This window comes from Pseudomonas alkylphenolica (assembly GCF_016009175.1).
Taxonomy (GTDB): domain Bacteria; phylum Pseudomonadota; class Gammaproteobacteria; order Pseudomonadales; family Pseudomonadaceae; genus Aquipseudomonas; species Aquipseudomonas alkylphenolica_B.
The window spans coordinates 14,660-39,292 of sequence record NZ_JADUCM010000036.1; the positions used below are offsets into that span (position 1 = coordinate 14,660).

Genomic DNA, 24,633 nt, shown 5'->3' on the forward strand with positions numbered 1-24,633 from the left:
ACAATGGCACTCATTAGCATGCGCCAGATGCTGGACCACGCCGCCGAGTTCGGCTACGGCGTTCCAGCTTTCAACGTCAACAACCTCGAGCAGATGCGCGCTATCATGGAAGCTGCCGACAAGACCGACTCTCCGGTGATTGTCCAGGCGTCGGCCGGTGCCCGCAAATACGCTGGCGCCCCGTTCCTGCGCCACCTGATCCTGGCTGCGATCGAAGAGTTCCCGCACATTCCGGTGTGCATGCACCAGGACCACGGCACCAGCCCTGACGTCTGCCAGCGCTCGATCCAGCTGGGCTTCAGCTCGGTCATGATGGACGGTTCGCTCGGCGAAGATGGCAAGACCCCGACCGACTACGAGTACAACGTTCGCGTCACCCAGCAGACTGTCGCCATGGCGCACGCCTGCGGTGTTTCGGTTGAAGGTGAGCTGGGCTGCCTGGGTTCGCTGGAAACCGGCATGGCTGGCGAAGAAGACGGTATCGGCGCCGAAGGCGTTCTGGATCACAGCCAGATGCTGACCGATCCTGAAGAAGCCGCTGACTTCGTCAAGAAGACCCAGGTCGATGCCCTGGCCATCGCCATCGGTACCAGCCACGGCGCCTACAAGTTCACCAAGCCACCTACCGGTGATGTGCTGGCGATCGACCGTATCAAGGAAATCCACAAGCGCATTCCCAACACCCACCTGGTGATGCACGGTTCCTCTTCGGTTCCGCAAGAGTGGCTGGCGATCATCAACCAGTACGGCGGCGACATCAAAGAGACCTACGGCGTACCGGTTGAAGAAATCGTCGAAGGCATCAAGTACGGCGTACGCAAGGTCAACATCGACACCGACCTGCGTCTGGCCTCTACCGGAGCCATGCGTCGCCTGATGGCACAGAACCCGAGCGAGTTCGACCCGCGCAAGTTCTTCGGCGCCACCGTTACCGCCATGCGCGACGTGTGCATCGCCCGTTACGAAGCCTTCGGCACTGCCGGCAATGCCTCGAAGATCAAGCCGATCTCCCTGGAAGGCATGTTCCAGCGTTACCTGAAGGGCGAGTTGGCTGCCAAGGTCAACTAAGTCCCGGGTAGCCCGAAAGCCCGCAGCAATGCGGGCTTTTTTGTACCTCTCGCGCCATGTACAGGGTAGTTATGGCCCGAGCGGACAGGCCGTTAGTCGGCTAAAGGAACTTTACTGCGGTGATGGCAATCTGATGACTTCAGATTTGTTACAGCCGGGTCTAGAGTTAGTTTCGAATTTCACTCGAAGTTTGAAGTCGGTTTTACAAGAGAAGCAGCATGGATTGCGCGCAACCTCCGTCAAACGATGGCAGTTCGGTACTACTGGTCGTCGATGATTACCCCGAAAACCTGATCAGCATGCGTGCCTTGCTGGCTCGTCAGGACTGGCAGGTATTGACCGCAAGTTCCGGTACCGAAGCCCTCAGTGCATTGCTCGAACACGATGTCGACCTGGTCCTGCTGGATGTGCAGATGCCCGGTATGGACGGTTTTGAAGTGGCACGCCTGATGCGCGGCAGCCAGCGTACCCGACTGACACCGATCATTTTCCTTACCGCCAACGAACAGTCCCAGGCGGCTGTGCTCAAAGGCTATGCCAGCGGTGCAGTTGACTACCTGTTCAAACCCTTCGACCCACAAATCCTCAAGCCCAAAGTGCAGGCGCTGCTGGAGCAGCAGCGAAACCGGCGCTCTTTGCAGCGCTTGAGCCACGATCTGGAAGCGGCGAGGGCATTCAACGCTTCCGTACTCGAGAATGCTGCCGAGGGCATACTGGTGGTGGCCGAGGATGGCATGATCCGTTACGCCAACCCGGCGATCTCCAATTTGCTCGACGTACCCTTCGAACACCTGCCGGGCGCAGGCTTGCTGGATTTTGTCCAGTCGCCCGGCGCCGGCGCGTGGCACGGCTCGCTCTTCCACCAGGCTTACCAGGAGCGCAGCACCTTGCGTATCCATGATGCGGTCCTGCGTACGGCGGGCGGGCATCCGATTCCGGTCGCACTGTCATGTGCGCCGTTGCCGGGCGAGCAGCGGGCAGTGGTGGTCACCGTGCTGGACATGTCGGTGGTGCGCAACCTTCACCAGCAACTCGAGTACCAGGCGATTACCGATCCGCTGACCGGGCTGCTCAATCGCCGGGGCTTCTACCAGGCTGCAGAAAGTGCACTGCTACGCAACGAGCGCGCCGACCGGCCGCAAGCGCTGCTGTTTCTCGACCTGGACGGATTCAAACGTATCAATGACTCGTTGGGGCATGAGGTCGGTGACCGGGTGTTGCATTGGGTTGCCGAGCAACTCAAGGACTGCCTGGGTTCCTGTGCAATTCTTGCACGCATGGGCGGCGACGAGTTCACCGCGCTGCTCGACTCGCTGGAGTACCCTGAACAGGCGGCGCGGTGCGCCGAAAAGCTGATCGAACGCATGTCGATCTACCGGGAAATCGACGGCTCGGAAGTGACGCTCGGCGTCAGCATCGGTATCGCCACTTACCCGGAGTGCGGGGCCAGTCTCGACGGTTTGTTGCGCGCTGCGGATGCCGCGATGTACGCCGCCAAACAGTCGGGGCGCCAGCAGTACCGGTATTACGACAAAGACCTCAATGGTCGCGCACGTTCGCGGCTGATGCTTGAAGACAGTGTGCGCGGTGCCATCGAGCACAACGAGTTCCGCCTGGTCTATCAGCCGCAAGTGGCGTTGGCTGATGGCCGCTTGCGGGGATTCGAAGCATTGTTGCGCTGGAACCACCCCAGTGTCGGTGACGTGCCGCCCGGGTTGTTCCTGCCCTTGCTGGAGGAGGCCCGCCTGATCACGCGGCTGGCCAGCTGGATCTACCAGAAGGGGGCGGCACAACGGCGTGCCTGGTATGAACGCTATGACGCCAGTCTGGTGCTGAGCATCAGCTTGAGCCGTGTGCAGTTCGCCATGCCGAACCTGGCTGAAGAGCTCGAACGGGTCATCTTCAATCAGGGCATAGAGCCCGCCCAACTGGAAGTCGAAGTCGCTGAAACGTCATTGCGCTACAACATCGACGATGCCATGAAGCAACTGCATCGTTTGCGGGCGCTGGGCGTGCGCATCGCGCTGGATGATTTTGGCGCCGGTGATTGTTCGTTGCGCATGCTCCGCGATCTCCCGATCGACACCCTGAAACTCGACCGCCACCTGGTACAGCGATTACCGGAGTCGACCCTCGATGCCACTTTGGTCCGTTGCGTGATTGCGGCCTGTCGATCTTACGGGATCAGTGTCATCGCCGAAGGGGTCGAGTCCCGTCAACAGGCCGACTGGCTGCAGGCCAACGGTTGCGATTATGTACAGGGCTTTTTGCTGGCCCACCCGATGACGGCCGGTGACGCCGACGCGTTCCCGGGCTTTTTTGACTGGCAACAGGTTTAGTTGGGTACACTGCATTTTTACCTGCCCGCTGTACGATCATGACACCGCTCAAATACCTTCAAGCTTATCCTGCTGCCTTGCAAGACCAGGTTCGACAATTGATTGCCAGCAACCGCCTGGGCGCCTACCTGCAGCAGCGATACCCGCAGCGCCACGGGATTCAGAGCGACAAGGCGCTGTACGGCTATGCGCAGGGCCTCAAGCAGGAATACCTGCGCAACGCGCCCAACCTGGACAAAGTACTGTTCGATAACCGCCTGGACCTGACCCATCGGGCCCTGGGGTTGCACACCGCCGTTTCACGGGTGCAGGGCGGCAAGCTGAAGGCGAAAAAGGAAATTCGCATTGCCTCGCTGTTCAAGGAGGCGGCACCCGAGTTTCTGAAGATGATCGTCGTGCACGAGTTGGCGCACTTGAAAGAAAGCGAGCACAACAAAGCGTTCTACCAGCTCTGTGAACACATGCAGCCGGGCTACCATCAACTGGAGTTCGACTTGCGTGTTTACCTGACGTACCGCGAGCTGCCTGAGATCGGGTGAGCCATAAGGACCTGCCAATGGATGTGAGCAAGACCAAGACCAGCTTTTACCGTCGCCTGTATGTTGCCTGGTTGATCGATAGCCAGACCGCCGCCAGCGTGCCGGCCCTGATGGAGGCCACCGGCATGCCGCGGCGAACGGCCCAGGACACTATTGCAGCCCTGGCTGACCTGGATATCGTCTGCGAGTTCGAGCAGCAGGCGGGGGCGCGCAACCATGCCGGGCATTATCGAATCCGCGATTGGGGCGCGATCGACAAGGAGTGGATCATCCAGCATTTGCGCCGTATTCGTGAAGTGCTGGGCTATCCCTGAGGGCTGCCGGCGATGGACACGCCGCCGCGGTCAGCCGCGGCGCATGCCAATGTGCGGAATATCGTCCTCGAGGTATTCCTCGCCGACCACGACAAAGCCGTAGCGCCCGTAGTAGCCCTGCAAGTGGGCCTGTGCCGACAGGTAAACCGGCACGCCTGGCCAGTTTTTCTCGGCTTCTTCAAGCGCCCTTTCGATCAGTCCGTGACCCAGGCCCTGGCCCCGTGCCGACGGCGCGGTGACCACACGCCCGATGACGACATCGCCGCCCTGTGACTCCGGGTCAAGCAGGCGCAAATAGGCCTGCAACTGGTCATCCCGCCACGCCATCAGGTGGCAGGTATCGCCGGCCAGGTCCTGGCCATCGACTTCCTGGTAGGCGCATTTCTGTTCGACCACGAAGACTTCGGTGCGCAGTTGCAGAATGGCATAGAGTTGTTCTTTGCCAAGGTCGCTGTGATGTTTACAGATCCAGTCGATGGACATAGGGGGCTCTCAGGCAATTGACCCCTCTGATCATGGCAGATGCCAGGGGTGAGGACGAGGGTGTAACGGTTACAAGTCAACACAGGGTGTGACATCGCTCAAAATAAAGGCAAATTGATATCATTGAAGCTGCCTTGAGCCTTCATCTTTGTGTAACCTTCGCAAAGGCGCGGATAGCGGAAACTCTCAAGCAGTTGATATCAACGGCGTGCAAATGGCACGTCTACTGAAGGATTTGAGCATGCTGGCACTGCTTCGAGTCTTGGCTCTGTTTGGATTGATGTTGGTGCTCGGTACCGCGCAAGCGCAAAAACTGCGCCTGGTGGCTGACAGCTGGCCGCCGTTTACCGACGCGAGCATGCCCGGCGGGGGGCTGGCAACCATGATTGTCACCACCGCTTTGCACCGCGCCGGTTTCGACAGCGAATTCGAGCAAGTGCCCTGGGCGCGGGCACTGCTGGGGATAGAAGAAGGGCGTTATGACGTCTTGATCAACGCCTGGCGCAATGAGAGCCGTACCCATATCGGGCAGTTTTCGGCGGGCTATCTGAGCAACCGCATCCGCCTGCTCAAGCGCAAAGGCGATCCGCTGCGGTTCAAGTCATTGAATGACCTGTATCCCTATCCGGTTGCTGTGGTCCGGGACTACGCCTACTCGCCGGCATTTGATGCCGATGAGCATTTGCAGAAAATCCCGGTACGCAACTTTTCGGTAGCGGTGCGTATGCTGGCTGCCGGCAGGGTCGGCCTGACGCTGGAAGACGAGTATGTCGCGCGTTACTTCATGCAGCGCGAATCGCGTTCGGTGCGCGAGGCGGTCGAGTTCGTCGACAAGCCCCTGGGCGAAAACACCCTGCATATACTGGTCAGCCTCAAGAGCCCGCAGCATCAGAAGATCGTCACTGCCTTCAACCAGGCCATCCTCGAGATGAAAGCCGATGGCACCTATGAGCGTTTGCTCAAGCACCACGGCCTTTGATCAGGCGGGCTCTTCCTTGATCAGGTGCGCTGCAAGCGTACGTAGCGGGCCCAACTGACGGCAGATCAGGGCCAGTTGGGTCTGCACCAGCCGCTGGTTCTCTTCAAGTTCTTCCGACATCTGCTCAAGCGAATTGGCCAGGGCCTCTTCGGCATCGCTGTGAATGGCCACGGGTGCCTTGCTGGCCAGCCCTTCGGCAATCTCGTCCAGGCTGTTGGCCAGGCTGGCCCCGGCGCCATCGATCAACTGTTCGTGAACATCGGCAGGCAGGGTCGTTTCACGGTGCGCGCCCAGGCCCGACAGGTAACTGAGCAAGGTGTGCGAGAGGACCAGGAAGCGAAAGCCGACATCGGCCTCCTTACGAAAGTGCCCGGGCTCCATGAGCATGTTTGCCAGCGTCGTCGACAATGCTGCATCGGCATTATGGGCATTGCGTCGGGCCAGGCGATAGGCCAGGTCGTCACGTTTGCCCTGGGCGTACTGCTGCATGATCTGGCGCAGGTAATTGCTGTTGCAGGTGAGGGTGTTGGCCAGCACTTTGTTCAGGCGTCGCCCCTGCCAGTCGGGCAGGAACAGGAACACCGCCAGAATGGCGATCAGGCTACCGACCAGGGTGTCGAACAGGCGTGGCAGGAACAGGCCGTAGCCGTCGCCGACCTGATTGAAGCAGAACAGCACCATCAGAGTGATTGCGGCAGTAGCCAGGGTGTAGCGGGTGGTGCGGTTGACGAAGAACACCACCCCGGCCGCCACCGCGAACAGCGACTGGATGATCGGGCTTGGAAACAGGTCGAACAGCGCCCATCCCACGGTCAGGCCGATGCCGGTACCGATAATCCGCTGCACCAGCTTGCGCCGGGTTGCACCGTAGTTGGGCTGGCACACGAACAAGGTGGTGAGGATGATCCAGTAGCCCTGGGTCGGGTGGATCAGATGCACCATGCCATAGCCGATTGACAGCGCCAGCGGCAGGCGCAAGGCGTGGCGGAACAGCAGCGAGGTTGGCGTCAATTGCTGGCGCAAGCGGCTCCAGACATCGGCCAGGCTACGCGGTGAGCGATCGAGCAGGCTGCTGTCGCTGGCGTCGGCCAGGTTGTCGGGGTTACTGGCATCGCTGAGCAGATGGTCGAGGGTGGCGAGGTTCGCCGCCAGGGCCCGCAGCGACCGCAGCAGCCCGCGCCAGGCCGGATTGCTCTGGATGCGCAGGTGCTCCAGCGAGGCGTTGAGGTCTTCCAGGGCCTGGGCGAATCCGGTGTCGTAGATGAACGGCTGGCGCAGCTGGATCGACTCTGACAGTTGCTGGCAGGCCACGCCCTGTTGGCGCAGCAGGCGCTGGCAGCGAAACAGCACGTCGCTGTGGAAGAAGGCTTCGGTCAGGGCGTTGTACGGGTAGTGTGAAGAGCTGGCGCGTTCGTGGATGTCCTGGGCGAGGAAGTACAGCTTCAGGTAGCGGCTGACCTTCGAGCCCGGCCGGCCGTTGCCGACCCGGTGCAGAATGATTTCCTTTGCCGCATTGAGCGCCGCCACCACGCGCCCGTTTTGCTGGGCCAGCTCCAGCCGCCGGGCTTCCACATCCAGCTGGCGGATAGGTTCGAACAAGGTCGCCTTGAGTTTCAGGTAGCGCCCCAGTTCGCGAAACAGCCGCGCCAGGCTTTGCTGCACCGGCTGATTGGAGAACAGCACCTGCCACAGCACCGAGAGCAGCCCGTACCACGCTGCACCTGCCACCAGCAGCAGGGGTTCGTGCCAGAAGTCAGTAACCTCGCCACCGCGCTGGTCCACGCCGATCATGGTGTAGACCGAGAGAATCAGGGTGGCCGAAGCAATCGCGCCGTAGCGCTCACCCAGGGCGCCGAGCATGGTCAGGGCGAAACTGGCCAGGGCCAGCGCGACAGCAAAAATGATCGGATAGGGGAACAGCAGTTCCACCGACAGCGCCGCAACGGTAAAGCACACCAGCGTCACCGCCAGGGCGTTCAGGCGGCCTTGCCAGCTGTCATCGGTTTCCGCCAGAGCGCTTGCAATAATGCCGAGGAACAAGGGAATCAGCAGGCTCATCTCGTCCTTGTACCAGCACAGCAGCATGCTGCCGGTCAGGGCGATGAGTACGCGGATGGCATAGCTGAATTTGTCCAGGGCCCAGAGACGGCGTAGCGATTGGCTGAACGAGGAGGAAGACATGAGGGTTCGGCAGACCTTGGGCGATGATCGAAATTGAGCCAGTCAGGTGACAGCAGTGTTAATGCCGCCTCTGACCAGCAAAATTTGTTCCTTGATACGCTGATTCTACCGCGAAGGTTAGACGAACTGCGCGGCCGCGTACGCCGAAGCCCAGGCCCACTGGAAGTTGAAGCCGCCGAGGTGGCCGCTGACGTCGAGCACTTCACCGATAAAGTACAGCCCCGGGCTTTTCAGCGACTCCATGGTCTTGGACGACACTTCGCGGGTGTCGACCCCGCCCAGGGTCACCTCGGCCGTGCGGTAGCCCTCGGTGCCCGCAGGTACCACCTGCCAGGCCGCCAGTTTGTCGCTGACCTGGGCCAGCTCCGCCGGGGTGTACTGCTTCATCGGCTTGGAGACGAACCAGTGTTCGGCCAGCAGGTTGGCCATCTTCTTGGTGAAGACCTCGGCCAGCAGGGTTTTCAGTTCGCTGTTGGGGCGCTCGGTCTGCTGCTGTTGCAGCCAGCCCAGGGCGTCGTGGTCGGGCAGCAGGTTGATTTCGACGGTGTCGCCCGGCTCCCAGAACGACGAGATCTGCAGGATCGCCGGCCCGCTCAGGCCGCGATGGGTAAACAGCAAGTTCTCGCGAAAATTGGTGCCGTTGCAACTGGCGATGCAATCCACAGAGCTGCCGGAAAGCTCGGTGCAGATACCTTTGAGCACCGGTTCGGTGATCGTGAACGGAACCAGGGCGGCGCGGGTGGGCAGCAGGTTGTGGCCAAACTGGCGGGCAACCTGATAGCCGAAGCCTGTGGCACCCAGGGTCGGAATCGACAGGCCGCCGGTGGCAATCACCAGCGACTGGCACTGGAACTGGCCGGCGCTGGTTTCCAGCAGGTAACCGCCTTCGACTTTTTCGATCTGCTCGATACGGGTGTCCATGCGCAGCTCGACGCTGACGTTGGCGCACTCGGTGAGGAGCATGTCGAGGATGTCGCTGGATTTGTTATCGCAGAACAGCTGGCCCAGCTTCTTCTCGTGATAGGGCACGGCGTGTTTGCCGACCATCTCGATGAAGTCCCATTGGGTGTAGCGGGCCAGGGCCGACTTGCAGAAGTGCGGGTTCTGCGAGAGAAAATTGGCAGGCTCGGTGTACATGTTGGTGAAGTTACAGCGGCCGCCGCCCGACATCAGGATCTTTTTGCCCGGCTTGTTGGCGTGGTCAAGCAGCAGTACCTGGCGGCCACGGCCGGCGGCAGTCAGGGCACACATCAGGCCGGCGGCGCCTGCGCCAATGATGATCACTTCGGTGGAACGCACTGCAAAATCCTCAAACAACACTGGTAAGCGCCGGCTTGCCGGCGATGAGCCCCCGCACGATCAACAGCGCACTCAGACGATGCGTACCCGCAACGAGCGGCCCTTGATCTTGCCGCTGTTGAGGCGCTGCAGTGCCTGCTTGGCGACCGCGCGTTCCACGGCGACGAATGCCTGGAAGTCGAAAATGGCGATCTTGCCGACCTGGGTGCCCGGCAACCCGGCATCACCGGTCAGGGCGCCGAGGATATCGCCAGGGCGCAGCTTGTCCTTGCGGCCTGCGGCGATGCACAAGGTGCTCATGGTCGGCAGCAGCGGCGCACCATTCTGGGCCTTGAGGCTGTCCAGCTGTTCCCAGCGCAGGTCAGCCTTCTGCATCTCTTCGATGGCTTTGGCGCGATGGCCTTCGGCCGGTGCGACCAGGCTGACCGCCAGGCCTTTCTCGCCGGCGCGGCCAGTACGGCCGACGCGGTGCACGTGGATCTCGGCATCACGGGCAAGCTCGACGTTGATGACCATGTCCAGGGCATCGATGTCCAGGCCGCGTGCGGCAACGTCAGTGGCCACCAGCACCGAGAGGCTGCGGTTGGCGAACAGGGTCAGGACCTGATCGCGGTCGCGCTGTTCCAGGTCGCCATGCAGGGCCTGGGCGGAAATGCCCTTGGCCTGCAGGTGTTCGACCAGTTCCTGGCATTGCTGCTTGGTGAAGCAGAAGGCCACGCAGGACTGTGGACGGAAGTGCCCGAGCAGCTTGCTCACCGCGTCCATGCGCTGATCTGGCGAGATTTCATAGAAGCGTTGTTCGATCTGGCTGTCGGCGTGCAGCGCTTCGACCTTCACGGTTTGCGGGTCGCGCATGAACGCGGCAGCCAGCTGCTTGATGCCGGCCGGGTAGGTGGCCGAGAACAGCAGGGTCTGACGGCGCTTCGGGGTTTGCCCGATGATGTCGGCGATGGCGTCGTAGAAGCCCATGTCGAGCATGCGGTCGGCTTCATCGAGAATCAGTGTGTTCAACCCGTCGAGCACCAGCGTGCCCTTGCTCAGGTGCTGCTGCACACGGCCAGGGGTGCCGACGATGATGTGCGCACCATGCTCCAGCGAGGCGATCTGTGGGCCGAGGGAGACGCCGCCACACAGGGTCAGGATCTTGATGTTGTCTTCGGCGCGGGCCAGGCGGCGCAGTTCTTTGGCCACCTGGTCAGCCAGTTCGCGCGTCGGGCACAGCACCAGGGCCTGGCAGCCGAAGTAACGCGGGTTGATCGGGTTGAGCAGGCCGATACCAAAGGCGGCGGTCTTGCCGCTACCGGTCTTGGCCTGGGCGATCAGGTCCATGCCCTTGAGGATTACCGGCAGGCTCTGGGCCTGGATCGGGGTCATCTGGGCGTAGCCGAGGGCGTCCAGGTTGGCCAGCATGGCGGCGGACAGCGGCAAGGTGGCAAAGGCGGTGGCAATGGTGGTCACGAGACTGGCCTGCAAAACAAAATGTCGCGCAGTGTACCAGCCTCGTGGCCTTTAGCCCTAAGGCTCGATCTCCGGTTCCAGACGAGGGGCGCGCCTTCCGTCCGTCTTGGACAGCTGGACGAAGATCGCCGCCGCCAACATGGCCATCAGGCCGATGGTCAGGAAGGTCAGCTGGAAGGCACCCAGTGTACTCTCGACGCCTTCGGCACTGCCGGCGGCGCTGAAGCCCCCGAGCAGGGCGCCGGCGCAGGCCACGCCGAGGCTCAGCGACAGCTGCGCGACCACCGACAGCAGGCTGTTGCCGCTGCTGGCGCTGGCATCGTCGAGGTCGATCAGGGTGACGGTGTTCATCGCCGTGAACTGCATGGAGTTGACCGCGCCGAGCAGGCCCAGCTGGAACAGCAGCAAGGCGTAGGGCGTGTGTTCGTCGACCAGCCCCAGGTTGGCCAGCAGTGCACCGAGCAGCAGGGTGTTACCGGTGAGGATCGTACGGTAGCCGAAGCGTTCGATCAGCGGCCGTGCGATGGATTTTGCCACCATGGCCGCCGCCGCCAGGGGAATCATGCTCATGCCCGCCTGCGAAGGCGAGTAGCCGAGGGCGACCTGCAGCAACAGCGGCACCAGAAACGGCAGCGCGCCGCTGCCCAGGCGCGCGAACAGGTTGCCGAGGATGCCGACCGAGAACGTCCGGGTGCGAAACAGCCTGGGCGAAAACAGCGGGTTGTCGACACTGCCGGCGCGCAACCAGTAGGCGGCCAGGCAGGCCATGCCGGCAAACAGCAGCAACATCACCCGCAGATGCGGCAGGTGCAGTTCGCCCAATCCCTCCATGGCGATGGTGATCAGCACCATCGCCGCGCCGAACAGCACGAAACCAATGCCGTCGAAGCGCGTGCGCTCGCTACCGCGCAGGTCGGGGATAAAGCGCCACACCGCGTAGCAGCCGAGCACGCCGACCGGCAGGTTGAGCAGGAAGATCCAGTGCCAGCTGAAAATTTCCACCAGCCAGCCGCCCATCGTCGGGCCCAGCAGTGGGCCAAGCAGGCCGGGGATGGTGATGAAGCTCATGATCCGCACCAGCTCCGAGCGCGGGTAGGCGCGCAGTACTACCAGGCGCCCCACGGGCAGCATCAGCGCACCGCCCAGGCCCTGGATGACCCGCGCGCCGACCAGCATGCCGAGGCTGTTGGCCAGGGCGCAAAGCAGCGAGCCGAGGCTGAACAGCAAAATGGCGCCGAAAAAAATCCGCTTGGTACCGAAGCGGTCAGCGATCCAGCCGGAGGCCGGGATCAACAACGCCACAGTCAGCATGTAGGCAATGATCACCGACTGCATGCGCAGCGGGTCTTCGGCCAGGTCTTTGGCCATTGCCGGCAGGGCGGTGTTGAGAATCGTGCCGTCGAGTGACTGCATGAAGAAAGCGATGGCCACCACCCAGGGGATCCAGCGGGCGGTGACAGGGTCCAGCGGGGCGTGGGTGGGCATGGTGTATTCGAAAGTCCTTTTGGGCCCTTCGCCGGCTATGCCGGCGAAGGGGACATCACAATGTCAAAGTCAGGCGCTTGACCAGTGCTCCCGGCAAATGGCTTGAACTGGTCTGCCGCTGGCCGTAGGTGCTGGTCGACAGAATCAGCTCGCGCTCCGTCGTCAACGCCTCCAGCTGTGAACCCAACAAACTGTAGACGCTGTCATCGAAACGCATGGTGCTGACGGGCGCCTGAATCTGCCCGCCTTCTACCCAGAACGTGACGAAGCGGGTCAGGCCGGTCATGCGCGCTGCGGGCAGGTCGGAGAAGTTCAGGTACCAGAGGTTGCTGATATACAGGCCTGTGCCCAGGCGCTCGAGAATGTCTTGCTGGGCGAGTTCGCCAGCGGCCATGCTCAATGCGACTGGTGACTCGTAACCGTCGGCGCCGTTGGCGGCCAAGGCAAACTCTGCCGCACTGCGCGCGCAGACCAGGCGATCCAGGCCGCGCCCTTGCTCGATCAGGCGCAGGTCGTGGCGCACCGTGCCTTCATCGGAAAACGCCGGGCTGAGCGAGTCGCTGATCTGCTCGCCGATGCTGACCATGGCGTTCAGTTGGGCATCGTCGGCAAACAGGCGTTGCAAGGGGCTGCTTTTGGTTGCCAGGGCCTGAGCCGAAAACCCGCCCCAGCAGAGCATCCCCATGATCTCGTCCATGGCCGCTGGCGCCAGGTAGGCGCGGTATTCGCCGGGTGACAGGGTCTTGAGCGGGCGGCCGAGGTATTCCAGTTGCTCACGGGCCTGACGCAGGCGCACGGCGAAGGCTTCGCGGTCCCAGGCCTGGCCGGCATAGTTGGCTTTGACCGCCTGGCCATTGCGGTGAAAAAGGCTCCAGTCAAAGTTGAAGCTGTTGGCCTGGTGCCAGCCGAAGGCCCCGAACGAGTTGGCAAAGCCACGGTAGATCGGGCCGGCGGCATAGATGCCGACCAGGTCCAGTTCGGCGGCGCCTTGCTTGATTTGCGCCAGTACCTGGTCGGTGTCAGGCAGTGCCTGCTCCTGCACGCTGTGGCTGTGCCAGGCCTCGTCGTTGAGTTGCAGGTACGGGTCGGCGGCCAGCAACGGCAAGGTCTGGCGCAATTGTTCGATGGCCTGGACCAGGCGCTGCCGGTCGACGTCAGGGTCGTTGCAGAGGGTGAACTGCAGCTCGGCCTGGCGACCGTCGTTGACCAGCTTGAGCGTGCAGCTGGCCTGCTGTACTTCGCCGGCCTGGCGCACTTTGGCATGGTTGAAACGAATGAATTGCGAGTGCTCGGCGCTGTAGCCGAGGGTGTAGTGTTCCGGGGAGCGCACCTGATCCTGCAGGTAGGCCGCCAGGCGCTGGAAACTGTGCAGTGGGGTGGCGGTCATCAGGCGTCTCCTCCGAATACGTCGATCTGGCTGAAGACACAGGCGGGCGAAGCGTGACCGACCCGCACCACCTGGTTGGGTTCGCCCTTGCCGCAGTTCGGCGTGCCGAGGACTTCGAAGGTACTGGCGTCGCCAACGGCACTGAGGTTGCCCCAGAACCGCGCGGAAATACCGCGGTAATTGGGGTTCTTGACCACGCCTTTGAGCTCGCCGTTCTCGATCAGCTGGCCCCATTCACAGCCGAACTGGAATTTGTTGCGCGCATCGTCAATGGACCAGGAGCGGTTGGTGCTCATCAGGATGCCGTGCTCGATGCCGCCAATCAGTTGCTCGAGACGTTGCTCGCCGGGCTCGATGTTGAGGTTGGCCATGCGGTCGATCGGGGCGCGGTTCCAGCCGCAGGCGCGGCTGTTGGCAACACCGTCGAGCCCTGAGCGGAACTGCGACAGCGCACCACCCAGCGGGCGCAGCAGCACGCCGTCACGGATCAGGAACTGTTTGCTGGCCGGGGTGCCGTCGTCGTCATGGCTGTAGCTGGCCAGCTCTTCGCCCAGGGTCGGGTCGAAGGTCACGTTGAGCAGCTTCGAACCGTATTGCAGGGTGCCGAAGTCGCTGGCGCTGACGAAACTGGTGCCGGCGTAATTGCGTTCATCGCCGAGGATGCGGTCCATTTCCAGCGGGTGACCGATGGATTCATGGATCTGCAGCATCATCTGGTCAGGCATCAGCAGCAGGTCGCGCGCACCACTCGGCGTATTGGGTGCCAGCAGCAATTGCAACGCCTGGTCGGCGACCTTGGCACCGGCATTCACCAGGCCGCAGCGCTCGATCACGTCCTGACCGCCTTGCTGGCCGAAGTTGTCGCGCCCCAGGCTGCGGGTCTGGCTGTCCTGGCCATCGAAGGCGGTCACGCTGAAACCCGGGTAGACGAAACGCTGCGCCTGACGGAGTTCGGCACCTGCAGTGTTCAGGTAGATCTGCTCGAGGTTGCTGACGCCAAGGCTTGCCTGCCAGTTCACCAGGCGGCTGTCGTCAGGCACGCTGGCGGACTCGCGAGCGAGCAGGTCAACGCAGTCGGCCAGAGACGGGAAGGGCTGTTCAAGGCTGGGCGAGCAGTAGTCCCGGCGCTCGCTGGCCACCGCTTGGTCGCTGAGGTTGAGCAGGGCCAGTGCGCCAATCTGCCGGGCAAGCGTTTCGGCGCGCGCCAAGGCCTGCTGCAAGCCGGCCTGGGACAGGTCGGCGGTGGCCGCATAGGCTTCCACACCCTTGACCCGGACTGTCAGCATGACCCCTTCGTCGCGGCTGAAAAACGGCGGCTCGGCGATGTTCTTGCGCACCGACAGGTACTGCTGGGACTGCTGCACATAGCGCAGGGAAAAAAACTCGGCATCGCTGCGCAAGGCGGCAAAGCGCTGGCGCAGCAATGCGGTGATCTCGAACATGCAGGAACCTCCGTAATACGGCGGTTCCCCCTCAGAACCACTCGTCGCGCATGCTCAGGCAGGTGTCGTCGCGGGCCTCAAGCAATGCCAGCTCATTATGGCAGCCCGGCACTTCCCAGGTCAGGAAATAACGCGCGGCCTGCAATTTGCCCTGGTAGAACGCCAGGTCCGCCGAATTGCCCCGGGTCAGGCCCTGCTCGGCGCGGATCGCCTGTTCCAGCCAGCGCCAGCCGATCACGCAATGACCAAAGGCCTTGAGGTACAGCGCCGAGTTGGCCAGGGCCAGGTTGACCTTGCCCTGGGCCAGGTCGCCGAGCAGGCTCAGGGTCACGTTCTGCAGGCGGACCAGCAGTTGCTCCAGCGGGGCGCGCAGGGTGTCGAGGCTGGCGTACGGGCGCGCTTGTTCGCAGGTGCCGGCAATCAGGCGCACCAGCTGCTTGAGCCCGGCGCCGTTGTTCTGCGCCAGTTTGCGTCCGAGCAGGTCCAGAGACTGGATGCCATGGGTACCTTCGTGGATCGGGTTCAGGCGGTTGTCGCGATAGTATTGCTCGACCGGGTACTCGCGGGTGTAGCCGTGTCCACCGAGAATCTGGATGGCCAGTTCGTTGGCCTTGAGGCAGAACTCCGACGGCCAGGATTTGACGATCGGCGTCAGCAGGTCGAGCAGCTCGTGGGCCTGTTGGCGCTGGCTGTCGGTTTCGCCGGTCTGGGTGTCGTCGAACAGCCGCGCCGCGTACAGGCCAAGGTCAAAAGCCCCTTCGACATAGGCTTTCTGGGTCAGCAGCATGCGCTTCACATCGGTGTGGCTGATGATCGGCACGGCGGCGGTGGCCGGGTCCTTGTTGTCGGGAAGGCGGCCCTGCGGTCGCTGGCGGGCGTACTCCAGCGAGTACAGGTAACCGGAGTAGCCGAGCATCACTGCGCCCATGCCGACGCCGATACGCGCCTCGTTCATCATCTGGAACATGCAGGCCAGGCCCTGGTGCGGCTTGCCCACCAGATAGCCGACGCACGCGCCGTTGTCGCCAAAGTTCAGTGCTGTGGAGGTGGTGCCACGCCAGCCCATCTTGTGGAACAGCCCGGCCAACAGCACATCGTTGCGCGGGCCCAGGCTGCCATCGGCGTTGACCAGGAACTTGGGCACGATGAACAGCGAAATACCCTTCACGCCCGGGGGCGCATCCGGCAGCTTGGCCAGCACCATGTGCACGATGTTTTCCGACAGCGGGTGGTCGCCGCCGGAGATGAAGATCTTGTTGCCGCGCAGCCGGTAACTGCCATCGCCTGCGGGTTCGGCACGGGTGCGGATGTCGGCCAGCGACGAGCCGGCATGCGGTTCGGTCAGGGCCATGGTGCCGAAGAAGCGCCCTTCGATCATCGGCTGCAGAAACAGGCGTTTCTGTTCTTCGCTGCCGAAGCTTTCGATCAGGTTGGCGGCCCCCATGGTCAGAAACGGGTAGGCGGTAGTGCCGGCGTTGGCCGCCTGAAAGTGCGCAAAGCAGGCTTGCGAGAGCAGCGTTGGCAGCTGCATGCCACCGGCTTCGAAATCGCGGGCGGCATTGAGAAAGCCTGCTTCAAGAAAAGCATCAACCGCCGGCTTCACCTCGGGGATCAGCACCGCTTCGCCGTTCTCAAAACGCGGCTCCTGCTCGTCGCCCTTGCGGTTGTGCGGGGCGAAGTATTTCTCGGCGATGGTCCGGGCGGTGGTCAGCGCGGCATCGAAGGTTTCACGCGTGTGGTCGGCAAAGCGTGGGCGCTGAGTGAGGGCCTCGGCGTCGAGCACTTCGTAGAGTTCGAAGGCCAGGTTGCGGGCGCTGAGCAGGGTCTCGGACATGACGGCATTCCTTGAACGGGATGCCGCGAGTCTAGGCAGCGGAGTCGATGAATCACAGGGAAATAGGTGAGGGTGATGAAGAGGTAAAAGGAAAATCACTGTATTCGAACGGTGTCCCGCGCGATGTGCGTTTGGGCTCTATATGGCTCGCTGATTGACAAGGCATGAGTGGGCTTTCGGCCACATCGGACGGGTCGTACTTTCGCCTCGGACCTGTAGGGCAGATTCCACCTGCCTGAGGAAGGTTAGATAGGAAGTCTTTCTCTGATCCAGAGCGGGTATTCCGTCGATGATTTCAGCGTCCACCGCAGTAACCACTGATGAGCATCAGTTTTATGTCGTATCGCCTAAAAAACTGGCGGTCATGACGTTTTTCACGTTCGGGTTGTATTGGTGGTTCTGCTTCCATCGAAGCTGGGTCTTGCATCGACGCGTCACAGGGGAGCCTGTAATGCCCTTGGTCCGGGCATTATTTCTGATTTTTTTCATATACCCGCTGATGCGTCGGATTGACAGGCGAATTCTTCAGGCTGGGTTGCGATACAGATGGTCGCCGCTGCTACTGGTATTGATCTACTTCATCGGTGTACTCACCCTGCTATTGATAGATCAGGGGGCTTTCCAGCATAACGTCGCAGCCTCTACGGTGCTTCTATTGACCTCTTACGGTGTTTTCATAACGGTCATAGTTTGCATTCAACACGCCATAAACTTCAGTGAAGGCGATGAGCAGGGCTTGGTAAATGCGAATCTGACTCTGGTCAATTGGGTCTGGATGCTGTTCGGTCTTTTGTTCTGGCCGGCGCAGGTGTTGTTGGCAATTCTTTCCTTGGTGATGGGGTAGCAGGAAAGGTAGGGCAAGGCCAGCCGCTGTTCTGAATTGCCCCCGGCATTCCTTGCCAGGGCCTCTCACTACTTGAGCGCACTGGCCAAAGCGTTGCTCGATGATGTCGAGTTGGCGATGAAGCACTGACGTTACGTTGGGTCTGAAAAGAAAAAAGGAGAGCCTGAGCTCTCCTTCTTCTTGAACAACCGCCAGCTATCAGCCGATAGTCATCAAGCTCGCGTTGCCCCCCGCCGCAGCGGTGTTGACGCTCAACGCACGCTCGATTACCAGGCGCTCCAGGGCAATCGCGGTGTCGCCCGAAGACAGGCCGTGTACGCCGACAATCGCACCGGCACGCTTGGCAACCTGCTCGCACACTGCGCGCAACTGATCGGAATGACCGTGGTGCAGGACGGCGTCAAACACCACTTCGTCCTTGGTCCAGTCGCCGACCAGCTTGATGCGTGCCTGTACTTCTTTCGGCAGGCGGCTACGCAGGGTCTTGGTCAGTTCGCCTTCCGGCCACACTGCCGAGCTACCCACAGCCAGCACCGCCGCCAGTTGGGTCAACAGGTCGGCTTCGACCTCGGCCAGGCACAGCACGTGCTCGCGAGGCAGGATGGTGTAGCTGTTACGCTCACCGGTCGGGCCAGCCAGCAAGCGGCTGATACCGCTTTGCGACTGCTTGGCGAATTGCTCGCACAGGCTGTCCATATCGCTCAGCTTGTTGCTTGCAGCCCAGGCTTTGAACGCTTGCAGCGGCTTGGTCAGTTCGTCGCGCAGGCGGGTGTCCGGGGTCGTGGCGCCGTCAGTACGCTGGAACGATTGCTCGATGGCGTCAGCCGGACGGGTGGACAGCAGGCGGTACAGGTACAGCGGGCCACCGGCTTTCGGGCCGGTACCGGACAGGCCTTCACCGCCGAACGGCTGAACGCCTACCACAGCGCCGACGATGTTGCGGTTGACGTAGACGTTACCGGCGTTGACGTTGTCGATGACCTTGGCAATGGTTTCGTCGATCCGGGTGTGTACACCCAGGGTCAGGCCGTAACCGGAGGCGTTGATCTGCTCGATCAGCTGGTCGAGGTTCTTGCGGTTGTAGCGCACCACGTGCAGTACCGGGCCGAAGATCTCGCGCTGCAGTTCGTCGAAGCTTTCCAGTTCGATCAGGGTCGGCATGACGAAGGTGCCGCGCTTGATCTCTTCACCGTCGGCGATAGCCACCTGGTACACGCTGCGACCTTTGTCGCGCATGCCCTGGATGTGCTTGTCGATACCGGCTTTGGCTTCGGCGTCGATTACCGGACCGATGTCCACGGACAGACGCTCAGGGTTGCCCAGACGGCTTTCGGCCATGGCGCCCTTGAGCATTTCGATAACGCGGTCAGCCGAGTCTTCCTGCAGGCACAGCACGCGCAGTGCCGAGCAACGCTGACCGGCGCTGTCAAAGGCCGAGGAGACCACGTCAATGACGACTTGTTCGGTGAGTGCCGAGGAGTCGACGATCATAGCGTTCTGGCCGCCGGTTTCGGCGATCAACGGGATCGGGCGGCCCTGGGCATCCAGGCGACCGGCGATGTTGCGTTGCAGCAGGCGGGCGACTTCGGTGGAGCCGGTGAACATCACGCCTTTGACGCGATCGTCTCCGACCAGGCGGGCGCCGACGGTTTCACCGCGGCCAGGCAGCAGTTGCACTACACCGGCAGGGATACCGGCTTCGAGCAGCAGGCGCACGGCTTGGGCGGCGACCAGCGGGGTTTGTTCAGCCGGCTTGGCCAGCACCGGGTTACCGGCAGCGAGGGCGGCGGCAACCTGGCCGCTGAAAATCGCCAGCGGGAAGTTCCACGGGCTGATGCACACCACAGGGCCCAGCGGACGGTGGGCATCATTGCTGAAGTCGTTGCGTGCCTGTACCGCGTAATAACGCAGGAAGTCGACGGCTTCGCGCACTTCGGCGATGGCGTTGGCGAACGTCTTGCCAGCTTCGCGGGCCAGCAGGCCCATGAGTGGCTGGATCTCGGCTTCCATCAGGTCGGCGGCGCGTTCCAGGATCGCAGCGCGTTCGGCAGGCGGTGTGGCCTGCCAGATCGGTGCGGCGTTAAGCGCACACTGAATGGCGTTGTCGACGTCGGTAACGGTAGCTTCCTGTACATGACCGACCACGTCGCGGTGATCAGCAGGGTTCAAGACTGCAACCGCGGCTTCATTGCTGGCGGCGCAGCCCAGCATCGGTGCGGCTTTCCAGTCGTTGTGAGCAGTGGCCAGCAAGGCGCAGGACAGCGACGCCAGGCGATGTTCGTTGGCCATGTCGATGCCCGCAGAGTTGGCGCGTTCGGTACCGTACAGGTCGCGTGGCAGCGGGATGCGTGGGTGCGGCAGGCCAGCACTGCCTTCCTGGGTAGCCATCTGCTCGATGGTGGCGACCGGGTCGGCGACCAGTTCCTGGATCGAGATCGACTGATCGGCAATACGGTTGACGAACGAGGTGTTCGCACCGTTTTCCAGCAGGCGACGCACCAGGTAGGCCAGCAGGGTTTCGTGGGTGCCAACCGGCGCGTACACACGGCACGGACGGTTCAGCTTGCCATCAGCCACTTTACCTACAACCTGTTCGTACAGAGGTTCGCCCATGCCGTGTAGGCACTGGAACTCGTACTGACCCGGGTAATAGTTCTGGCCGGCGATATGGTAGATGGCCGACAGGGTGTGGGCGTTGTGGGTGGCGAACTGCGGGTAGATGACTTCCGGAACCGACAGCAGCTTGCGGGCGCAGGCGATGTAGGAGACGTCGGTGTACACCTTGCGGGTGTAGACCGGGTAGCCTTCCAGGCCGTCGACCTGGGCGCGCTTGATCTCGCTGTCCCAGTAGGCGCCCTTCACCAGACGAATCATCAGGCGATGGCGGCTGCGGCGGGCCAGGTCAATGACGTAGTCGATCACGTACGGGCAGCGCTTCTGGTAGGCCTGGATCACGAAGCCGATACCGTTCCAGCCGGTCAGCTGCGGCTCGAAGCACAGGCGCTCGAGCAGGTCCAGCGACAGCTCCAGGCGGTCAGCTTCTTCGGCGTCGATGTTCAGGCCGATATCGTATTGCTTGGCCAGCAGGGTCAGCGACAGCAGGCGCGGGTACAGTTCGTCCATCACGCGTTCGTATTGGGCGCGGCTGTAGCGCGGGTGCAGGGCCGAGAGCTTGATCGAGATGCCCGGGCCTTCATATATGCCGCGGCCGTGGGAAGCTTTACCGATCGAGTGGATCGCCTGCTCGTAGGACGCCAGGTATTTCTGCGCGTCATGCTCGGTCAGTGCGGCTTCGCCGAGCATGTCGTAGGAGTAACGGAAGCCCTTGGCTTCGAACTTGCTGGCGTTGGCCAGGGCTTCGGCGATGGTTTCACCGGTAACGAACTGCTCGCCCATCAGGCGCATGGCCATGTCGACGCCCTTGCGGATCATCGGCTCGCCGCTCTTGCCGATGATGCGGCTGAGCGAGGAAGTCAGGCCGGATTCGTTGTGGGTCGACACCAGTTTGCCGGTCAGCAGCAGGCCCCAGGTGGCAGCGTTGACGAACAGCGACGGGCTGTTGCCCAGGTGCGGCTGCCAGTTGCCGGTGCTGATCTTGTCGCGGATCAGGGCGTCACGGGTGCCTTTGTCAGGAATACGCAGCAGGGCTTCGGCCAGGCACATAAGTGCTACGCCTTCCTGCGACGACAGGGAGAACTCCTGCAGCAGGCCTTGAACGATTCCGGCACGGCCACCGGCGCTCTTCTGGTTACGCAGTTTTTCGGCAATGCCGGCGGCCAGCTTGTTGGTGGCGTCGGCCATGGCGGCAGGCAGGCGTGCCTGTTCCAGCAGCATCGGTACCACTTCCGGCTCAGGGCGGCGGTAGGCGGCAGTGATTGCCGAGCGCAGCACCGATTGCGGCAGGATGCTTTCGGCAAACTCAAGGAAGCACTGGTGGGCGTGGTCGTGCGCGACCTCACCGGCTTCGTCCCCGTTAATGCTGGCGTGACCATTGAGTTCGGTCAGCGTGGCGCCACCCTCGAGCTTTTCCAGGTAATTGAAGATTGCCTGTTTGATCAACCAGTGCGGCGTGCGGTCAATGGACTGCGCAGCTGCTTTGAGTCGCTCACGGGTCGGGTCGTCAAGTTTGACCCCAAGGGTGGTCGTCGCCATTTCTTATCCTCATTATTGCCACAGGCTGTGGCTTAAGCTGGCGTCAAGATTAGCTGTGCGCGAATTCGGGTGCAACCTAGTGCAACCCAAATTCTGTAGGAATAATGCGCAGTTCGTCTGGTAAGAAAATTCCCACATTAAAAATGCATGATTCTGGGGCGATTTACCTTTTCATTAGTTGATATTGCGCTGAAAGAGCGCAAAAGCGGCCAAAACGGATGGATTTCCGACGGGGTGCAACTGGATTGCAAAAACAGGTTGCACCCACTTTGCGTTGTTGCATAGCATTCGCTGCCTGGGTGCAACCTCTTCGAGGCTGTCACTACATAAAAACAAACGCCAGGGCGCAACAATGAGTGTAAGTAATCCAACGCTGATCACGTTCGTGATCTATATCGCGGCAATGGTGCTGATCGGCTTCATGGCCTATCGGTCGACCAACAACCTGTCTGACTACATTCTCGGTGGCCGCAGCCTCGGTAGCGTGGTAACCGCGCTTTCCGCCGGTGCTTCGGACATGAGTGGCTGGCTGCTGATGGGGTTGCCGGGCGCGATCTACATGTCGGGTCTGTCGGAGTCCTGGATCGCGATCGGCCTGATTGTCGGTGCCTACCTGAACTGGCTGTTCGTTGCCGGTCGTCTGCGTGTGCAGACCGAGCACAACGGCGATGCGCTGACGTTGCCGGACTACTTTTCCAGCCGTTTTGAAGACCACAGCGGGCTGCTGCGAATCATTTCCGCGGTCGTGATTCTGGTGTTCTTCACCATTTATTGCGCTTCCGGCATCGTTGCTGGCGCCCGCCTGTTCGAAAGTACTTTCGGCATGTCCTATGAGACGGCGCTGTGGGCGGGCGCGGCGGCGACCATTGCCTACACCTTCGTGGGTGGTTTCCTGGCTGTGAGCTGGACCGATACCGTCCAGGCGACCCTGATGATCTTTGCCCTGATCCTGACGCCAGTGATCGTGCTGATCGCCACCGGTGGCGTCGATACGACCTTTGCCGCCATTGAGCTGAAGGACGCCGGGAACTTCGACATGCTCAAGGGCACCACCTTTATCGGTATCATCTCGCTGATGGGTTGGGGTCTGGGTTACTTCGGTCAGCCGCACATTCTGGCGCGTTTCATGGCTGCCGACTCGGTCAAGTCGATCGCCAAGGCGCGCCGTATCTCCATGACCTGGATGATCCTGTGCCTGGTTGGTACCTGTGCCGTTGGCTTCTTTGGTATCGCTTACTTCTCGGCGCACCCGGAAGTTGCCGGGCCTGTGACCGAGAACCATGAGCGCGTGTTTATCGAGCTGGCCAAGCTTCTGTTCAACCCATGGATTGCCGGTGTGCTGCTGTCGGCCATTCTGGCCGCCGTCATGAGTACCTTGAGCTGCCAGTTGCTGGTGTGCTCCAGTGCTCTGACCGAAGACTTTTACAAGACCTTCCTGCGCAAGGGTGCTTCGCAGATGGAGCTGGTCTGGGTCGGCCGCGCCATGGTGCTGCTGGTGGCGGTGGTTGCCATTCTGATTGCATCCAATCCTGAGAACCGCGTTCTGGGCCTGGTTAGCTACGCCTGGGCGGGCTTCGGTGCGGCCTTCGGTCCGGTTGTGCTGATCTCGGTACTGTGGAAAGGCATGACCCGCAACGGTGCGCTGGCCGGTATCCTGGTGGGCGCAATCACCGTAGTGGTGTGGAAGCACTTCTCCATCTGGGGCTTGTACGAAATCATTCCGGGCTTCCTCTTCGGCGCCCTGGCGATCTACTTCGTCAGCAAGGCCGGTAGCCCGTCGGCGACCATGGTTTCGCGTTTCGAAAAGGCAGACGAGGCGTTCAAAGTCGGTCATTGATCGGCGCTTGAACTGCACCTGACAACGGCCCGGCCTCGCAAGAGTCCGGGCCGTTGTCGTTTTCGGCGGCTGCGCCTGACGCGGTCCGCGTGACAAGGTAAACTGCCGGGTCTTGCAGGAGTTGCCATGAACTATCGTCACGCCTTTCACGCCGGCAACCACGCCGACGTCTTCAAACACCTTGTGTTGACCCGTCTTATTGCGCTGATGTCGCGCAAGGAGCAACCGTTCGCCTATCTCGATACCCATGCGGGCCTTGGTCTCTATGACTTGCAGGGTGATCAGGCAACGCGCACCGGTGAGTACCTGGAAGGCATTGCACGCCTGTGGGGGCGTGACGATCTGCCGGAAATCACCGCCGACTACCTGCGTATCCTGCGCAAGATGAATCCCGACGGCGAGCTGCGCTACTACCCGGGCTCGCCGGAGCTGGCCCGGCGCCTGGCGCGCCAGCAGGACCGTGTGTTGCTCAACGAGAAGCATCCGGAAGACGGGCGCATGCTCAAGGACAACATGAAAAAGGACCCGCGTGTCGCCGTGCACCTGGGTGAAGGCTGGCATGTGCCGCGTGCGCTACTGCCGGTGCAGGAAAAACGCGCGGTGATGCTGATCGATCCGCCCTTCGAGCAGGCCGACGAGCTCAAGCGCTGCACAGTGGCCCTGAAAGAGGCAATCAGTCGCATGCGCCAGACGGTCGCAGCGATCTGGTACCCGATCAAGGATCAGCGCCAGCTGGTGCGCTTCTATCAGGACCTGACCAGCACCGGTGCGCCGAAGTTGCTGCGCGTCGAGCTGTATGTGCATCCGCAGGACAGCCCGCAGGGCCTCAATGGCTCCGGCCTTGCCATTGCCAACCCGCCGTGGGGCCTGGAAGAAGAGCTGCGCGAGCTGTTGCCATGGTTGTCCCAGGTGCTGGCGCAGACCCACGGCAGTTGGCGGATGGACTGGCTGATCGCCGAGTAGGTGGGACGCGCCTACAAGCGCCCGCGCTT

At 61.9% G+C, this 24,633-nt stretch carries 17 protein-coding genes; 8 read left to right on the plus strand and 9 right to left on the minus strand.

The genetic code is table 11. The annotated features are described in order from the left end of the window. The first annotated feature begins 3 nt into the window (after positions 1 to 3). The 4 genes from fba (at position 4) to I5S59_RS22810 (ending at position 4,260) form a co-directional block, all read left to right on the plus strand. Positions 4 to 1,068, plus strand: coding sequence for a class II fructose-bisphosphate aldolase (gene fba / locus I5S59_RS22795; RefSeq protein WP_128321610.1), 1,065 nt, complete (start codon positions 4 to 6; stop codon positions 1,066 to 1,068). 218 nt (positions 1,069 to 1,286) lie between these two features. Further along, positions 1,287 to 3,407 carry a putative bifunctional diguanylate cyclase/phosphodiesterase gene (locus I5S59_RS22800; protein ID WP_197878587.1) on the plus strand — a complete coding sequence of 707 codons (2,121 nt, stop codon included), beginning with the start codon at positions 1,287 to 1,289 and terminating at the stop codon, positions 3,405 to 3,407. A 38-nt stretch (positions 3,408 to 3,445) separates the two neighbouring features. After that, positions 3,446 to 3,946, plus strand: a complete 501-nt coding sequence (locus tag I5S59_RS22805; RefSeq protein WP_197878588.1) for a YgjP-like metallopeptidase domain-containing protein — start codon at positions 3,446 to 3,448, stop codon at positions 3,944 to 3,946. A gap of 17 nt (positions 3,947 to 3,963) precedes the next feature. Continuing rightward, positions 3,964 to 4,260 carry a winged helix-turn-helix domain-containing protein gene (locus I5S59_RS22810; RefSeq protein ID WP_128321607.1) on the plus strand — a complete coding sequence of 99 codons (297 nt, stop codon included), beginning with the start codon at positions 3,964 to 3,966 and terminating at the stop codon, positions 4,258 to 4,260. A gap of 30 nt (positions 4,261 to 4,290) precedes the next feature. On the opposite strand, the gene I5S59_RS22815 is transcribed toward I5S59_RS22810, so the two are convergent. Next, positions 4,291 to 4,743 carry a GNAT family N-acetyltransferase gene (locus tag I5S59_RS22815; RefSeq protein ID WP_197878589.1) on the minus strand — a complete coding sequence of 151 codons (453 nt, stop codon included), beginning with the start codon at positions 4,741 to 4,743 and terminating at the stop codon, positions 4,291 to 4,293. Positions 4,744 to 4,984: 241 nt separating this feature from the next. On the opposite strand from I5S59_RS22815, the gene I5S59_RS22820 reads away from it, so the two are divergent. Continuing rightward, positions 4,985 to 5,722, plus strand: coding sequence for a substrate-binding periplasmic protein (locus I5S59_RS22820; protein ID WP_197878590.1), 738 nt, complete (start codon positions 4,985 to 4,987; stop codon positions 5,720 to 5,722). Here the strand turns inward: I5S59_RS22820 and yccS are convergent, their stop codons facing one another. The 7 genes from yccS to I5S59_RS22855 form a co-directional block, all read right to left on the minus strand. Further along, positions 5,723 to 7,903, minus strand: a complete 2,181-nt coding sequence (gene yccS / locus I5S59_RS22825; RefSeq protein WP_197878591.1) for a YccS family putative transporter — start codon at positions 7,901 to 7,903, stop codon at positions 5,723 to 5,725. It lies immediately after the preceding gene. A gap of 117 nt (positions 7,904 to 8,020) precedes the next feature. Continuing rightward, on the minus strand, positions 8,021 to 9,202 hold the full coding sequence (locus tag I5S59_RS22830) for an NAD(P)/FAD-dependent oxidoreductase (protein WP_197878592.1): 1,182 nt from the start codon (positions 9,200 to 9,202) through the stop codon (positions 8,021 to 8,023). 72 nt (positions 9,203 to 9,274) lie between these two features. After that, the gene (gene dbpA / locus I5S59_RS22835; RefSeq protein WP_232239934.1) at positions 9,275 to 10,612 is read right to left on the minus strand and encodes an ATP-dependent RNA helicase DbpA; all 1,338 of its coding nucleotides are present in this window, start codon (positions 10,610 to 10,612) and stop codon (positions 9,275 to 9,277) included. Positions 10,613 to 10,717: 105 nt separating this feature from the next. Further along, a complete protein-coding gene (gene mdtD, locus I5S59_RS22840) occupies positions 10,718 to 12,145 on the minus strand; it encodes a multidrug transporter subunit MdtD (protein WP_197878593.1) in 1,428 nt (475 codons plus the stop codon). Between the two features lie 55 nt (positions 12,146 to 12,200). Continuing rightward, positions 12,201 to 13,532, minus strand: a complete 1,332-nt coding sequence (locus tag I5S59_RS22845; RefSeq protein WP_197878594.1) for a TldD/PmbA family protein — start codon at positions 13,530 to 13,532, stop codon at positions 12,201 to 12,203. Then, positions 13,532 to 14,974, minus strand: coding sequence for a TldD/PmbA family protein (locus I5S59_RS22850; RefSeq protein ID WP_197878595.1), 1,443 nt, complete (start codon positions 14,972 to 14,974; stop codon positions 13,532 to 13,534). Before I5S59_RS22850 ends, I5S59_RS22845 begins: the two co-directional genes overlap by 1 nt. A 31-nt stretch (positions 14,975 to 15,005) precedes the next feature. Next, positions 15,006 to 16,808, minus strand: coding sequence for an acyl-CoA dehydrogenase (locus tag I5S59_RS22855; RefSeq protein WP_197878596.1), 1,803 nt, complete (start codon positions 16,806 to 16,808; stop codon positions 15,006 to 15,008). Positions 16,809 to 17,097: 289 nt separating this feature from the next. On the opposite strand from I5S59_RS22855, the gene I5S59_RS22860 reads away from it, so the two are divergent. Next, positions 17,098 to 17,652 (plus strand): hypothetical protein, encoded by a 555-nt coding sequence (locus I5S59_RS22860; protein ID WP_197878597.1) that lies wholly within the window; start codon positions 17,098 to 17,100, stop codon positions 17,650 to 17,652. 198 nt (positions 17,653 to 17,850) lie between these two features. Here the strand turns inward: I5S59_RS22860 and putA are convergent, their stop codons facing one another. Then, entirely contained in the window at positions 17,851 to 21,804 is a 3,954-nt protein-coding gene (putA, locus tag I5S59_RS22865; protein WP_197878598.1) for a trifunctional transcriptional regulator/proline dehydrogenase/L-glutamate gamma-semialdehyde dehydrogenase, read from the minus strand. A gap of 352 nt (positions 21,805 to 22,156) precedes the next feature. Here putA and putP point away from each other — a divergent pair, with 352 nt between their 5' ends. Together putP and I5S59_RS22875 are read left to right on the plus strand one after the other, a co-directional pair. Beyond that, the gene (gene putP, locus I5S59_RS22870) at positions 22,157 to 23,641 is read left to right on the plus strand and encodes a sodium/proline symporter PutP (protein WP_197878599.1); all 1,485 of its coding nucleotides are present in this window, start codon (positions 22,157 to 22,159) and stop codon (positions 23,639 to 23,641) included. A 126-nt stretch (positions 23,642 to 23,767) separates the two neighbouring features. Then, positions 23,768 to 24,604, plus strand: a complete 837-nt coding sequence (locus I5S59_RS22875; protein WP_197878600.1) for a 23S rRNA (adenine(2030)-N(6))-methyltransferase RlmJ — start codon at positions 23,768 to 23,770, stop codon at positions 24,602 to 24,604. The last annotated feature ends 29 nt before the right edge of the window (positions 24,605 to 24,633 follow it).